Raw genomic sequence first — 13,969 nt, 5'->3', positions numbered from 1 at the left:
TCACGTTTCGCCGCGCATGGGCCGCATGAGGGCACCGAGGAGGAAGCCGAGCTGCCCGCAGACCAGCAGGGCCAGCCCCCGGCGCATGCTGCCGCCGGTGCTGAGGTGGTGGATGTACACCCCGTAGGCCAGCTCGCCCGCCACCACGGGCAGGAACGCCAGCAGCCACCACACCGAGCCGAACCGGCCCAGCCCCAGCCCGAGCAGCGCGTTCAGCAACAGACCCTTCATCGCCGCCCGTCCCCGTCCCAGCCTGGGTCGGGTGGTAGACCGATCCCGAAGCCCGCGCCATCGCGTCCGGGCCTGCCTCAGCGCGATCCCGGCGTGTGTCCCCGCGACCCGCTCTAGCGGCTGCCGCGCTGGGCCAGCACCGCCGGGATGGTGCGCAGCATGATCGCGATGTCCCGGCGCAGGCTCCAGCGGCTGGCATAGTCCAGATCCAGCGCCACCCGCTCGGCGTAGCTCGTGTCCGAGCGGCCCGACACCTGCCACAGCCCGGTCACGCCCGGCGGCACGGCAAAGCAGGTCTGGAACGCCCGGCCGTAGCGGGCGACCTCGGCCGGCACGATCGGGCGGGGGCCGACCAGGCTCATCTCGCCGCGCAGGACGTTCCAGAGCTGGGGCAGCTCGTCGAGCGAGGTCTTGCGCAGCACCTGCCCGATCGGAGTGATGCGCGGATCGTTACTGAGCTTGTGCGTGGCATCCCACTCGGCACGGGCCTGCGGGTCGGCGGCCAGGTGGGTGGCGAGCACGGCCTCGCCGTCGGGCACCATCGAGCGGAACTTGAGGCAGCCGAAGGAGCGGCCGTCGCGGCCGAGCCGCATGTGGCGGAAGATCGGGGCGTGACCGTCGCCGGCCCAGACCAGCAGGGCGATGAGCAGGAGCAGCGGCAGCAGGAGGAACAGGGCGGTGACGGCGACGGTGACGTCGAGGCCGCGCTTGGCCGCCCAATCGAGGCGCAGGCCGCGGGCGACGAAGGGGGTCTCGGGCAGGACGAGGCTGGTGACGGCCTCGGCGGCCCCGCCGACCGGTCCGACGAGGTGGCCTGCGGCCGGCTCGACGATCTCCGTCTGCTCGGCCCGACGGTGCGCCGCAGCGAAATCGGCGGAGGCGGCAGGCTCAGCACGAGTCAGCATGGTCTCAGCTCCTTTGGCGAGCCCAATGGCGAACATTAATGATTGGTTATTAAGCCGGTTGTAGCGGCCGAAAATTGTTTTGACAAGCACGCGTTCTATTCTCTTGATCAGAGGCCGCTTATCAAGAGCGTAGAAAATCGGAACGCGATCACCAAACGAAGGGGAACCTTCCAGCGCAGCCCCAAGTATTTCGCATGACGCAGACTACTTAGACGTATGATCCAGAATAAAACATTCCAGCTGACTTGGCCTCGACCAAGGTCGCGCATTTAGAAATACAGGCCATGCATAGGCCCTCCGGATCTGAGCATAGACTCTGAAGCACTTTGCCGTTGGCAGAGGCATAGCGGCATTGGCCATCGAGCGCGCTTCACCTTGGCTCGGATAGCCCTTGGACGGCGTCAAGGCTGGCCCGGCAGTCGCCCCATCCTGTGCAACTGCGAGACGCCTTCGGCTCTGCGAGATCGCGCAGCGGGGATCTCTACATGACGCGGCGTCCGGCCTCGAAGTCCGGTTGGCATAGCCCATCCACGTCGCGGCCGGCCGACGCAGGAGGCAGAAGGCGCGCCATTTCATCCCGAACTGCGCAAATTTCACCACTCCAAATTGCACACCGGTCATGCGATGAGGCCGTCAGGCCCGGCAGTTATCGGGCGGGCGGATGACACCACTTCAGCACGAACCGTGCTGTTGCTTTGCACCATAAAACTGGCTATCGTAATTACAAATCACTGCAATAGAAATTTCAGCGTCAGATGGATAAGCTCTTCTCGTTCCGTCGGAGGCTTTCCGTGAGTGACGGCCTGGAGTTCTCGCAGATCACGGGTGTTGGACCGCAGCCTTCCATCATCTCGCATCCAAGATAGCAACGCCGAGCCGTCGCCGCGAACGCCAACTGGACCGATACGCATGCTGGATAAGACACAGATCTTTACAGCCGCCCAGCAGCAGGAAAGTACGCGCCGCGATCGGCGGCATACTGGCCTGGAGGATCTATTTGATTTCCTCCGCAAATGGGCGCGCATTATTGCTGGCAGCGCAGTCGTTTTCGCAATCCTAGCGCTTGTCTACGTGCAAGTCTCGCCTCCGGACTACGTGGCGTCCGCACAGATTTTGATCAATCCGCCGCAGCCCCAGCAACTCCTCAAACAGGATTCGGGCCTGATCGACCTAACGCTCAACAACTCACAGGTCGAAAGTCAGATTGAGATCATCCGCTCCTACAGCACGATCCTGCCGGTCGTTCAGGAGCTGAAGCTCGATACCGATGAGGAACTGGCCGCTCCGAACAGGCCAGACGCGCAGAACAATAAGCAATTGTACGGTGTCGTCGGCCGGTTCGCCAGCCGCCTCGACGTGAAACGCGTTTCGCAATCCTACATCATCCAAGTCTCATTCAGATCGCAGAGCGCAAGCAAAGCCTCCAAGATCGTAAACGCCTTGTGCGAGGCCTATATCAAGAATCAGCTCGCGCGAAAGGTCGAAGACGCGACCCGCTCGCGGGAATGGTTGGAACATCGCGTTCAACAGTTGCAAACGCAGCTGCACAAGGCCGCCCATGCCGCCCAGGATTTCCGGACCGGGGTCAGCAGCCAGGCACAGACGACCGGGCAACTGGATGCGGAGGTGACGCTCTCCCAGCTCGACAGCGCCACGACGACCTACCGGAAGATGTACGAGTCGGCTCTGGAGAAGCTGACCGAGAACGTCCAATCGACCTCGTTCCTCGTCGCCGACGCGAACATCGTGTCTTCGGCGAGCCCCGAGCTGGCTCGCGTCTTTCCAAATCCCAAACTCGTGATCGCCGTAGCGCTGCTCGGCGGCGCGCTGTTCGGTGTCAGCATCGCGGCCCTCCTCGACTCGCTGGACACGTCCGTCCGGTCCAGCTCGCAGGTCGAGGATGACCTGAATTGCCCGTGCTTCGGGAAACTGAATCTCTCCAAGGGTGCGCGACGGACGCTGCGCAGCAAAACCCGCCACAGAATCGATACGCGAACGAAGTTCTTTCTCAACCGGGTCATGGTCGCGGTCGAAGCGGCCAATCTACAAAATTCGCGTCACACGATCGGAATCCTCGCTATCTCGGATGGCAACGCCTCCGCCATCCTGACCAAGCAGCTCGCCAACACGCTGGCCCTGTCGGGCAAGAAGACCCTGATCGTCGATGCCAGCATGGCGCCGACAAATCCCCTCACGTCCCTAGCCTACGCATCCGGGTTCAACCCGACGGTCTCGCAAAGTGACCACGAAGCACGCGATGATGTGAGCCGCATCGTACCCGTCTCTTCAAATCTATCGATCATCCAGTTGGAAGCGCCGATCGATACGACGTCATCGTTCGGCGGAATTTCGGACCATATCGTTTTCTCGTCGGCCGCATCGGCCTACGACAGCATCATCACGAACCTTCCCGATCTGGAGACGATACCGACCTCGCTATCCATATTGTCGAACATGGACGCCATCATCCTGATCGCACATCTCGGAAAATCCTCGAAGGAGAGTTTGTCCGAAGCCGCCGATTTCATCAGGGCGAGCGGCACCTTGTTGCTCGGCGTTGTTCTGGACGAGTCGAAGGTCTGAACATGGCAGCACGAATGTGGGTGCCGGGCCGGTCCTCGGAGGGCGAGCGCGTCACAACGACGTGAAGCCGATCGCGATGCGACCTGGAACCGCGCAAGGTCATGAGTGTGGAATTTCCTGATCAGAGATCTCCGCCTCTGTTCAGCTGCCGGTTTGGATCCGCCTCGCCCGGCGCCGTCGTTGGGTTCGCGTGGCGGTCACGCATTATACACATCGCTGGGACCCGGATGTGCGGGCAAGCTGCCGCGCCGGTGGTAATTACGGAAGCGCCGGCGACGCAGACCATCTATCGTGCCGTGACGGAAGCGGCGCACGTGACTTCGGCCAGATCACTCAAAAGCCTTCAGGATAACTCGCAGCCCGTACCGCAACGCTTCGCGCTCGATCGTGCATGTTTCAGCGCAAACACGCTCGAGTCGTGACCGTATCACCGCGCATCATGCGACACTGGCCTTCCGACGTTCGCCCCATCCAATGCATGACGCCTTCTGCAAGCGAGACCTAATCGGATGTCCGCGATCGATCCTTCGCTGCCCTTGCTTCACCTCATGTGTGCGGCCGATCGGAATTATGGTGCGTATGCGGGCCTGGTCATGCAGTCTGCCATGGCTGTGGCTCGAAGGAGCCGAATCCATTTTCATCTTCTGTCGGACAATGTCGCACCGGACGATATCGCAAAGTGCCGGGCCGCGGCGAGTCGCGGCGGCCATGAGTTCACGAGCTATGAAGTTTCTTCGAAGCTCGATAATCTCCCCAAAGAATTACGAATGGCCAATCACCTGAGCCGTGCGGCCTATTCCCGCCTGCTGTTTTCAGATCTGCTACCCGAGAATATTCAGCGGATCATTTATCTCGATTGTGATATCATCTGCAAACAGGATATCGCTGAGCTGTGGGATTTTGGAGATACCCTGAAGACCATCGCAGCCGTGCGAGATCCCTGGCTGGATCCCGACACCGAGCTTAAATCGTCTCTCGGATTGGCGCCACACAATGTCTATTTCAATTCCGGCGTCCTGCTGATTAACGTCGATGCATGGCGTGCCGAGCATACGGAGGATCGTCTCCGCGACTTTGTCTTGACGCGGCGCGATATCAAACATGCCGATCAGGACACGCTCAATGCGGTGCTGTCAAAGGATCTGATGGAACTGCCGGAAAAGTGGAACATGATGATCAATCACCCGCGCCGCGAAGACGAGAACCGGTTGCGAGAGACGGCGGGGATCCTTCACTATGTCGGTGGTTTCAAACCTTGGCATTTTGGTTACGGCCTGCTTTACCCGACGAAGGGTCAGCCTTACGCCTCCATCAAGCGGCGCTCGCCCTGGGCGTCGAAGCTTCCTGATTTCCAATCCCGTCGGGTGACGAAGAAATTCCGATCGCTTGTTCGGCAGTGATCGCCACGACGGAGGCTCAAGTGCGGGCGACCTACGCAACGACGGCTTTGCTCTTCGGTCTCGTGGTCCTCTCGGGCTCCCGGGCTTCGGCCGAAGACAATCGAACCGATTGCATGGACATGATCAATGCGCTGAGAATAAAGGCCGGCTCTGATTATGATGCGGCTGCCGGAAAATTGAGAGCCAAGGGCTGGCATCAAACCTTCACGACAACTCAGAATATCGCCCTTTGGACGAAAGGCGGACATACCGTTACGGTGACGCTCAATCCGGGCAATGGAATGTCCACCACGACGACCGGTGCAGTTCGTTGCAGGCATTGACCACTGGACTTGTCGAGATCAAACCGTCTTCGACGGCAGTTGCACCAAGATACCCTGATCTATCGCGGTAGGAGATACTTGGCGATCGATGGGACATTGTCACGCCAGAGCGCGCTCTGGCGCTGGTAATCCGTCAGGCGATGCGTTTCGCCCGCGAAATCCTCAAGGCCGACAATCGGCTTTCCGCAAAAGTATGGCCTCCGCGGAGGGCGGGGATAATAATTGAAGAAAATCGCGGTGCGATTCTGGCCCGTGGCGGGTTTCCCACGGTGGTAATAGCGCGCCGTATCGCAGAAGATGACGCTTCCCGTCGGACCGGTGCAGGTCACAATTTCGTCGGCGGAGATGTTGCGCCCGATGATCCGTTCCAACTTCTCATGACGCGCCGGCCGCGTGTAGGGACGCGCGCCTTTGAACAACCGGCTACGGATCATCTCGAACGGGCCGCCATCCTCGCCGACATCGTTAAGATAAATGGCAATCTTGACGATACTTTCGTCCTCGCCATCAAGGTGCCAGACGCGGGCGCCCCTTTCGCATCCATCGGCAAGCGTGTAGAAGAAATTAAAGCCGCCGAATGCGACCGGCAGCCCGAGATAATTTTCGACGATCCGAAGTAGACGCTCATTCAAACCAAATAGGTAGATATCAGGACGGTCTTTCAATTCGATTTTATTGGCTTGTATCAGATAAGGATCATCCAAGTGCGCGGGGCCTGCAGCCACGCGCATCTCGATATCACGACGGACATCGCGCGCCTGCGATAGCATCTGCTCCGACCCGACGAGGTCGAGATCTTCCAGTCGCGTTTGGTACACACCTGCTTCGCGCAGAGCCGTCACAATTCTCTGATCCGCTTCGCTCAGTGCCGTCGGAACGTCTCTTCGCTGCGCGCGCAAGATGTTATAGTAGTTCTCCACATTTCGTCGTGCCACATCGGTCGACATGAGCCCGTGTACTGCGTTTCTAGCGATACTTCCAAACTTACGACGAACACGCTTAGCGATGTACATTCTGCCGGCCCCTTCTTTGCTCGCCACCATGCAAAGCGTATGCCCGGAACTCGTGGTTATGCGCCAAATACTTTAGCGAACCGGCTGAATAAATCACCGAATCGCATGTTAAGCAGCTTTTAACACCCAATATCGGACGTTTGTCAAGAAATTTGGCGAAAGCTTCCGATCATCCGTGCTGACGCCTGCCATAGATCCCAGGAAGTATTGTCCAATAATCTACATAGCAAATTCAATGCCTATCGCACGATAAATCCCCTGCACCGACCGATATTCCGATCCGCCTCCTATCCCGACGAGGATTTCGCCCGCGTCGGCGCACCGCATTGCCTGCGGGGCCGCATGCCGGATCGGGTTCGCGTTCGCCGTGAGGGCCAATCCCGCAACACCGCCTTTGGTTGCGTCCAGCCTCCGACCCAGACACCGAGCTTTCCAAATTGACGGACTAGGGCGGCCGGTAGCGTTATCACAGCGGGAAATGAAAGCGACGACTTCAGCGCCGCATCGCATATTATTACCGAGGCAGAAGGTTGTTTGACTATCCTGCCGCAGCCACTATATCCGCCCATGATATTGACAGATGCGTTAGGTATAGTTATGCGGGTACGCTTCTATTCGCTTTTGGCGGGTGCGTCGGTCCTGGCGGCGATCACCGCGACACAGGCTGAGCGCTTGACGCGCGGCCCCATCACGCGGCTGGCACAGGATATGCCGGCGCCTACGCCCACAGGCCTCGGCAAAACGGTCGTGGCGAAGACGATTGGCGAGCGGGACTTCATCGACAAAATCGGCGTCAATACGCATATTTCCTACACAGACGGCGGCTATGCCGACGTTGCCAAGGTGCTCGAGTCGCTCCGGTATCTGGGCGTCAACAACCTGAGAGACGCGGTCCCAGACCCGTCGCTGCCTGGAGGTGGCGGATCGCATTTCGGCGCATTTGCGTCCTCCGGGTTCACGTTCGACTTCGTCGTCGCGTCCAATCTGCCGCTGTCGAAAACCTTGTCGCTGCTCGAAGATTTCGCACGGGTTCATCCGCGGGCGATCACGGCGGTCGAGGGTCCCAATGAGGTGAACAACTGGCCTGTCACGTATAAGGGCCAGACGGGCCCGGATGCAGCCGTTGAATACCAGAACGATCTATTCAAGGCAGTGAAAGCAAATCCGGCACTCGATCAGCTGCTCGTTTACAACCTGACGTCCTGGCCGGAATTGTTCGGCAAGTTCGACGTCTACAATGCGCACACGTATCCGCCGAAGGGCGAACAGCCGGAGGCCGCGATCCGGAATGTCATGGATCAGGCCGGTCGCCTGGAGCCGAAGGACAAGGCCGCGATCACCGAGATCGGATACTACACGCTTCCCGGGAAGGGCACGTGGGGGGGTGTCGACGAGCCGACCCAGGCAAAGTTGACGCTCAATCTCATCCTCGATTCCGTCAATGCGGGCATCTCGCGAGTCTATCTGTATCAGTTGCTCGACGCTTACCCCGACCCGGCGGCGAGCGAGATGGAGAAGCATTTCGGGCTGTTCGACATCACCTATCGGCCCAAGCCCGCCGCGACGGCGATCCGCAATCTGGTCCGGACGGTGTCGGCGAAGGGTCAGGCGGAAGCGGCCGGCGCGCAGCGGACACCAAACCTGACGGTCTCGTCGGACGGCCTGGACGTCAAACACCTTCTGGTCGACGGCGACGGCGATGTCTCGACGCTCATCCTGTGGGATGAACGGAAAATCTGGGACCCTGAGAACAACACGGCCCTGCCGGTCAAACCCGTCCCCGCCACGGTGGAGAGCGAGGACGACATGACCGCGGTCGAGGTTTTCGATCCGACCGCGGGCGCTGAGCCGATCGAGAGGTCCGAGAAAGCGCGGTCGGTGACCGTGCAGTTGCAGGGTTATCCGAAATTGGTCCGGTTCCGGACTCGCCGCCAGGGACCGCACTGATCACGCCGGACTGGATCCGGATCATCCCGCGCACAACGCGGACGCATGCCGGGTTCGTCGCTCCACGGATTGCCGGAGTGACGCCCCTTGCCAGGGCTGCGGGGCGCGATCCCTGGCACGCCTCCGGGCGGCCTCGCCAGCGGCTGCATCGTGTGGCCCCGTGCGGGAACGGCCAAGGGAAAAGCACCGTTGGTGGTGATGAGCGTTCTGAAGACCGTGATCGGTGCCCTCGGGCTGTGTGCCGCGCTCCTTGTCGGCGCAGCCGTCCTGTACGGTCCGGATCGTGACGCGGTACCCGTGCGGCCAGCGGGGCTCACAGCAGCCGCCATCCTCGCCAGCGACGGCATGGGCCCGGACGGGCGGATAGCCGAATCCGCACCCGGATCACCGAGGCCCCGCCGAATGATCCTGAGTGGCGCGCAGGCCGCTCAACCCGCAGGCTGAGCCGGCTCGTTCAGACGCGATACTTCCCGTTACGCTTCACGAGCACCCGGGTCCCGACCGGGACGCGCTCGTAGAGGTCGGCGATGTCCTCGTTCAGCATCCGGACGCAACCCGACGAGAGTTGCTCTCCGATGCTCCAGGGCTCATTGGTCCCGTGAATCCGGAACAGGATATCGCGGTTGCCCTGATAGAGGTACAGGGCCCGGGCGCCGAGCGGATTGTCGAGCCCCCCCTTGCGCATCCGCGGCAGATCGGGATTGAGCGAGACCATCGTGGTCGTCGGGCTCCAGTCCGGCCAGACGCCCTTGCGGCCGACGCGCGCTTCGCCCTTCCAGGAGAAGCCGGCCTTGCCGACGCCGACCCCGTACTGCATCGCGGTCCCATCCGCTTGCACCAGCACGAGCTGACGCTTGTCGATGTCGACGACGATCGTTCCGGGCTGCTCAGGACCGTTATAGCTGACCTGCTGGCGGCGGAATTTCGGGTCCAGCCGCTCCGTGTCGACCAGCGGGATGTCGAAGGGCTTGTCGGCCTTGGTCCCGATGTACCAGGCCGCATCATCATCCTGTGCGACCTGCATGGACCGGGTCTGACAGGCGCCCAGCGATGCGATCAGCGCGAGGGCGAGCAGAACCCGTGAGGGCATAAACCTGCGACTCGCTGCCGGGCGTTGATCCGCGTTCATCAGGTGCGTCATGCGGTATCCGATCATCCCGACATGCGTACCGTCATCGCGCCGGTGACGATGTAGCTTTTCCGCCGCAGCAGGCTCCGGCTGGCCGACTCGTGCGGCCACGATTGCGCCCTAATTCTGATCGGCAGCCGAGCGCTGTTGGAGCCTGCGCGGAGTGAACGATGCCCGAGACCCAGACGCTTCCGGTTCAGACGGCCGACGCACCTGCCGCTTCGCTGAGCCCCGCCATCCACCTCGATCACTGCGTGATCCATGTCAGCGATTGGGCGCGGTCGAATGCCTTCTACCGCGACGTGGTGGGTGCCGAGATCGTCGCGCGGGGGGACGGCTTCGCCTACCGGTTCGGCGGCGTGCAGCTCAATTGCCACGGGCCCGGAGTCCATCCGAAGATGGTGGCCGCGCAACCGGTGATGCCGGGCAACAGCGATCTCTGCTTCCGATGGTCGGGGGCGATCGAGGAGGCGATCGCGCATCTGGAGACGCGGGGCGTACCGGTGGAACTCGGACCCGTCGACACGTTCGGTGCGGCAGGGGCCGGCGTCAGCGTCTATTTCCGGGATCCGGACGGGTCTCTTCTGGAGTTCATCACCTATCCGGCCGCGTAGGACCGGCCCATGCATCGTTCCGGAAGCGGGGACGACGTCCCGGGAGGATGCGTTAGCCGCGGCTCTCGGCCAGTGCCTGGTTGGTCTGTTCCAAGCGCAATGCCAGCACCCGCATCAGGGCGATGCTGATCTGTGGAAATTGTGCCAGCAATTCCAGGAACACGCCGCGGTCGATGCGCAAGGCCGTCACCGCCGTCTCCGCCGTGACGGTCGCCGAACGGGGCTGCTCGGCGAGGATACCCATCTCGCCAACCAGGGCGTCCTGGCCGAGAAGCGCCAATCGCACCGGACCGGCGGGGCCGTCGATGCTGACCTCGGCGGCTCCCTTGAGGATCACATAGGCCGCATCCGCCACGTCGCCGCGGGCAAAGAACCGTTGCCCGGGTTCGAAATGCACCCGCTCACTGGTGAAAGCCAGAAGCTTCAGGCGCGCCGGCTCGACCTCGCGGAAGAGCGGCACCTGCTTCAGGGAGGAAACCTCGGTGTCGAGGGTCATACGGGGGCTCCACAGCGGGTCTGAAGCCCTGGACGGCGGCGCCGGACGGGCCTGCACATCCATGCGGTTCGGCGGACGCTTGTCCAGCCCTGCCCGGCTTTTCGGCCACGCGGTCGTGATGGTCGCCATTCTCGTTCTGGCAACCTCGCCGGTCCGGGCCCGGTTGGCCCAGGCCGACCTCGCCCGGGTCGCGGTGGCTCCGCCCCAGGGAGCCCACGCCCCGCTCGATCTCACCGCCATGGAGGCGGAGACCGGACAGGCTGTGACCTTGGGGAGCGTCATCGGCGGCCGGCCCGTGCTGCTGCTGCCGGTCGACTACACCTGCGGCAATGTCTGCGACCCCATGGTGTCGATGTCGGCCGATGCCCTGGCGGCGACCGGCCTTGCGCCGGACGCTTATGCGTTCGTGTTGGTCGGCATCGATCCCCGCGACGATACCGCGGCCGCACGCCGCATGCTGGCGGACACGCTGGGCGGGCGCGTCACTTCCGTGCACCCCCGAGCGCTGATCGTCTCGGAGGCGGCGCTGAAGCGCCTCATGGCATCGTTCGGCTACACCGCGATCTACGATGCCGGCACCGACAGCTTCGCCCATCCCGCCGCGGCGCTGCTGCTCGCCGGCGATGGACGGGTGGCCCGGGTGCTCTCCCCGCTGGCGCTGACCGGACGGGATCTTCGCCTCGCCCTGACCGAGGCCGGGGAAGGTCGCGTAGGCGGTTTGGCGGATCGCCTGGCCCTGCTCTGCTACGGCTACGATGCCGCACGGGGAATTTACACGCCGATGATCCAGCGGATCCTCACCGTGGCGGGCCTCGTGACGATCCTGGCGATCGGTCTCCTCATCGTCGGGCTGACCCGCCTCGCGCGGAAGCGGGCCGCCTGACAGGATCCCGGTTCAGCGCTTCGTGGACAGCCCCTGCTCACCGGGCCTGGGCGCTCCGCGCTTGGGGCTGGCGTTGAGATGCGGCGAGTCGATCGGCTCGTCCCGCGTCGTCGGCGTGGCTGAGTCCTCCGGGGCGGGCATTGGCGGCAGGGGTGGCGTGTTGGGCTGCGGCACCGGCGCTTCGCCGGCGGCATCCTTCACCATGTTGCGGTTCGTCATCCGTGTCCAATTCCTCGTCCTGGCCGCGTAGCGGGGCAGGTCGCGCGCAGCTTTCGATCGCGCCTTCGAGGCTTCCGCCTGCCGCCGCACCCGCATTCCCGCAGGTTCATCACCGACCAACGCAGCGGACAACATCCTGGTTGCGGCCAAGCTTGACTGGAGGAAGCTTGACGACGTCTGCGGACAGGAACCTTGGTTATTGCTGAAGGTTGTTGCGAGGTGAAGCGAAGCCTGAGGAGGAACTGATGGCATCCGGAAACTCGACCTCGAAGCGGGGCTTTGCCTCGATGGACCTCGAGCGCCAGCGGGAGATCGCCAGCAAGGGCGGACGCAGCGTCCCGGCCGAGAAGCGCTCCTTTTCCCAAGACCGCGAGCTTGCCTCGTCCGCCGGACGCAAGGGTGGTCAGTCGACGGGTACCGGCCGCGCCGAGTGAGGCTGGACGGTAACCGTTTCGCGTAGCGGCGCCGCGTCCACGGGACCGGCGCCGTTTTCGTTCCCGCTTCGCCTCACAGAGATGCGCACCAACGCGAAAGGGCCCCGCCTTCCCGACGGGGCCCTTTCGCGTTGGTGTGTCGGCTGTTTCAGGAAATGCAGCGACCGGGGGTCATGCGCCGGGCTTCGGGGCTCACCAGGGAACTGAGGGCGGTCTCGCAGCCCTCGCGGACGAGCCGGCGATTCGGCTGCTTGAGGATCGGCTTCATGCTCAGATCCTGGGATTCCTCGGCAACCGGGGCAGCGCGCCCGTCGAGTTTCTGAACACCCGCGACACGCGTCGGGCTGATCGCCAGCGAGACCGGGCGCATGCCGGGCAGCGGTGCCGGAGCGAGCTGCGCAGCCGGGACCGGCGGCACCCAGCGGTCCGCCGTCTCGCGCACGACAGGCCGAACCAGCACGGTCAGGAGAGCGGCAGGAGCACTCACGCCCAGAATGAAACCAGACCGCAGCATAGCCCCGACCTCATTGCGAGAGCTTGACAGGATGTTTGAACAACGCGCCCCGCAATCGCAGGTTCCTAACCTATCGCGCGCCCAGGAATGCTGAGTATTCGACCGCGCGCCGGCTGTTGGTGCGACGGCGCACCCGCGCTATCCACAACCATCCCCTGTGGCGTTCATGCCACGCTCGCCAACAAAGTGCGCGTTTTGGAACCCTGCGGACGGACGACCGTTCTATCTGCACCCGGCCACCTGGTCCTCCCCGCATTCCCCTTGTGCATCGGCCGGAACCTCATCGACGGGCTGGAGCCTTCTCCGGCCCGTTTTTTTGTGCGCCGTCCACCACCCGAGCGGGCAACAAAAAACCCCGGCTCGCGCCGGGGTTGCCGATACAGCCTGATCCTCGGACCAGCGCCTGACTCCGCGCCGGCCCCTCCTCGCCGGGCCTAGGCCGTCTTGGCCTCGCGCCGACGCGCCGTCTGCTGGAAGAACAGCGCTTGGCTGATCACCGCGGACACGTTCGCGGGCTGGAACGGCTTGGCGATGAGGAAGGCCGGCTCCGGCCGTTCGCCGGTGAGGAAGCGCTCCGGATAGGCGGTGATGAAGATCACCGGCACCTCGAAGGTCTTCAGCAGGTCGTTGACCGCGTCGAGGCCGGAGGAGCCGTCGGCGAGCTGGATATCCGCCAGGATCAGCCCAGGGCGTTTCCCGCCCTCACCGGCGATCTTGATCGCCTCGGTCCGGGTCCGGGCGACGCCGATGACGTTGTGGCCGAGGCCCTCGACGAGCGCCTCAAGATCCATGGCGATCAGCGGCTCGTCCTCGATGATGAGGATCTCGGTCGCCATGTCGGCGGCGAGCTCGCGGCCGGCCTCGTCCACGAGGTCGCGGACCTCCGAGACATCGACGCCGAGGATGATGGCCGCATCCTCCTCGGAGAAGCCCTCCAGACAGGAGAGCAGGAAGGCCTGCCGCGGCAGCGGCGTGATCTGGCCGAGGCGGACCTCCGCCGGAAGATCGTGCTGGACCTGCTCGCTGCGGCCGTTCACCGAGAGCGAATTCCAGATCCGGGTGAAGACCCGGAACAGATCGGCCTTGATGTTCGTGCTCCGGCCCAGCGTGTCCGGTTCGTTGACAAGGGTCTCCAGGGTGGCGGCGACATACGCGTCACCCGCCACTTGGCTCCCCGTGAGCGCGCGCGCGTAGCGGCGCAGGTACGGCAGGTGCTGTACCACGAGTTGCGATGTCGACATTCGATCCCCTGTGCCTCGCCGTGTTGCCCGGCCACGT

General features: G+C 63.2%; 15 protein-coding genes. 7 read left to right on the top strand and 8 right to left on the bottom strand.

The genetic code is table 11. From position 1 onward, the window contains the following. Both FVE89_RS03225 and FVE89_RS03220 read right to left on the bottom strand, forming a co-directional pair. A complete protein-coding gene (locus FVE89_RS03225; RefSeq protein ID WP_160532660.1) occupies positions 1-231 on the bottom strand; it encodes a hypothetical protein in 231 nt (76 codons plus the stop codon). A 113-nt stretch (positions 232-344) separates the two neighbouring features. Then, positions 345-1,136, bottom strand: coding sequence for a sugar transferase (locus FVE89_RS03220; RefSeq protein WP_160532659.1), 792 nt, complete (start codon positions 1,134-1,136; stop codon positions 345-347). A gap of 909 nt (positions 1,137-2,045) precedes the next feature. Here FVE89_RS03220 and FVE89_RS03215 point away from each other — a divergent pair. The 3 genes from FVE89_RS03215 to FVE89_RS03205 all read left to right on the top strand — a co-directional run bounded on the left by FVE89_RS03215 (position 2,046) and on the right by FVE89_RS03205 (position 5,442). Next, complete coding sequence (locus tag FVE89_RS03215) at positions 2,046-3,719, top strand: Wzz/FepE/Etk N-terminal domain-containing protein (protein ID WP_160532658.1); 1,674 nt, start codon at positions 2,046-2,048, stop codon at positions 3,717-3,719. Positions 3,720-4,228: 509 nt separating this feature from the next. Then, entirely contained in the window at positions 4,229-5,119 is an 891-nt protein-coding gene (locus FVE89_RS03210; protein WP_160532657.1) for a glycosyltransferase family 8 protein, read from the top strand. A 20-nt stretch (positions 5,120-5,139) separates the two neighbouring features. Next, positions 5,140-5,442, top strand: a complete 303-nt coding sequence (locus FVE89_RS03205) for a hypothetical protein (RefSeq protein ID WP_160532656.1) — start codon at positions 5,140-5,142, stop codon at positions 5,440-5,442. Between the two features lie 59 nt (positions 5,443-5,501). On the opposite strand, the gene FVE89_RS03200 is transcribed toward FVE89_RS03205, so the two are convergent. Next, on the bottom strand, positions 5,502-6,389 hold the full coding sequence (locus FVE89_RS03200; RefSeq protein WP_160532655.1) for a hypothetical protein: 888 nt from the start codon (positions 6,387-6,389) through the stop codon (positions 5,502-5,504). 663 nt (positions 6,390-7,052) lie between these two features. Between FVE89_RS03200 and FVE89_RS03195 the strand changes: the two genes are divergently transcribed. Continuing rightward, the gene (locus FVE89_RS03195) at positions 7,053-8,402 is read left to right on the top strand and encodes a hypothetical protein (protein WP_160532654.1); all 1,350 of its coding nucleotides are present in this window, start codon (positions 7,053-7,055) and stop codon (positions 8,400-8,402) included. A gap of 454 nt (positions 8,403-8,856) precedes the next feature. Here FVE89_RS03195 and FVE89_RS03190 read toward each other — a convergent pair whose 3' ends face one another. Continuing rightward, positions 8,857-9,492 carry a L,D-transpeptidase gene (locus FVE89_RS03190; protein ID WP_246730453.1) on the bottom strand — a complete coding sequence of 212 codons (636 nt, stop codon included), beginning with the start codon at positions 9,490-9,492 and terminating at the stop codon, positions 8,857-8,859. Between the two features lie 209 nt (positions 9,493-9,701). On the opposite strand from FVE89_RS03190, the gene FVE89_RS03185 reads away from it, so the two are divergent. Further along, positions 9,702-10,145 carry a VOC family protein gene (locus FVE89_RS03185; RefSeq protein ID WP_160532653.1) on the top strand — a complete coding sequence of 148 codons (444 nt, stop codon included), beginning with the start codon at positions 9,702-9,704 and terminating at the stop codon, positions 10,143-10,145. 52 nt (positions 10,146-10,197) lie between these two features. On the opposite strand, the gene FVE89_RS03180 is transcribed toward FVE89_RS03185, so the two are convergent. Then, the gene (locus tag FVE89_RS03180; RefSeq protein WP_160532652.1) at positions 10,198-10,641 is read right to left on the bottom strand and encodes a Crp/Fnr family transcriptional regulator; all 444 of its coding nucleotides are present in this window, start codon (positions 10,639-10,641) and stop codon (positions 10,198-10,200) included. A 118-nt stretch (positions 10,642-10,759) separates the two neighbouring features. Here FVE89_RS03180 and FVE89_RS03175 point away from each other — a divergent pair, with 118 nt between their 5' ends. Then, positions 10,760-11,524: an SCO family protein gene (locus tag FVE89_RS03175; protein WP_246730452.1), complete on the top strand. Its 765-nt coding sequence runs from the start codon at positions 10,760-10,762 to the stop codon at positions 11,522-11,524. Positions 11,525-11,536: 12 nt separating this feature from the next. On the opposite strand, the gene FVE89_RS03170 is transcribed toward FVE89_RS03175, so the two are convergent. Next, the gene (locus tag FVE89_RS03170; RefSeq protein WP_160532651.1) at positions 11,537-11,743 is read right to left on the bottom strand and encodes a hypothetical protein; all 207 of its coding nucleotides are present in this window, start codon (positions 11,741-11,743) and stop codon (positions 11,537-11,539) included. Positions 11,744-11,988: 245 nt separating this feature from the next. Here FVE89_RS03170 and FVE89_RS03165 point away from each other — a divergent pair, with 245 nt between their 5' ends. Further along, complete coding sequence (locus FVE89_RS03165; RefSeq protein WP_010683678.1) at positions 11,989-12,177, top strand: KGG domain-containing protein; 189 nt, start codon at positions 11,989-11,991, stop codon at positions 12,175-12,177. 148 nt (positions 12,178-12,325) lie between these two features. On the opposite strand, the gene FVE89_RS03160 is transcribed toward FVE89_RS03165, so the two are convergent. Together FVE89_RS03160 and FVE89_RS03155 are read right to left on the bottom strand one after the other, a co-directional pair. Beyond that, a complete protein-coding gene (locus FVE89_RS03160; protein ID WP_342389809.1) occupies positions 12,326-12,664 on the bottom strand; it encodes a hypothetical protein in 339 nt (112 codons plus the stop codon). Between the two features lie 461 nt (positions 12,665-13,125). Continuing rightward, positions 13,126-13,932 carry a response regulator gene (locus FVE89_RS03155; protein WP_160532649.1) on the bottom strand — a complete coding sequence of 269 codons (807 nt, stop codon included), beginning with the start codon at positions 13,930-13,932 and terminating at the stop codon, positions 13,126-13,128. Between the last annotated feature and the right edge of the window lie 37 nt (positions 13,933-13,969).

The organism is Methylobacterium sp. 2A (assembly GCF_009806555.1).
Lineage (GTDB): Bacteria > Pseudomonadota > Alphaproteobacteria > Rhizobiales > Beijerinckiaceae > Methylobacterium.
The sequence above is the reverse complement of the archived record's forward strand: the minus strand, read 5'-3'. Positions and strand labels throughout refer to the sequence as shown.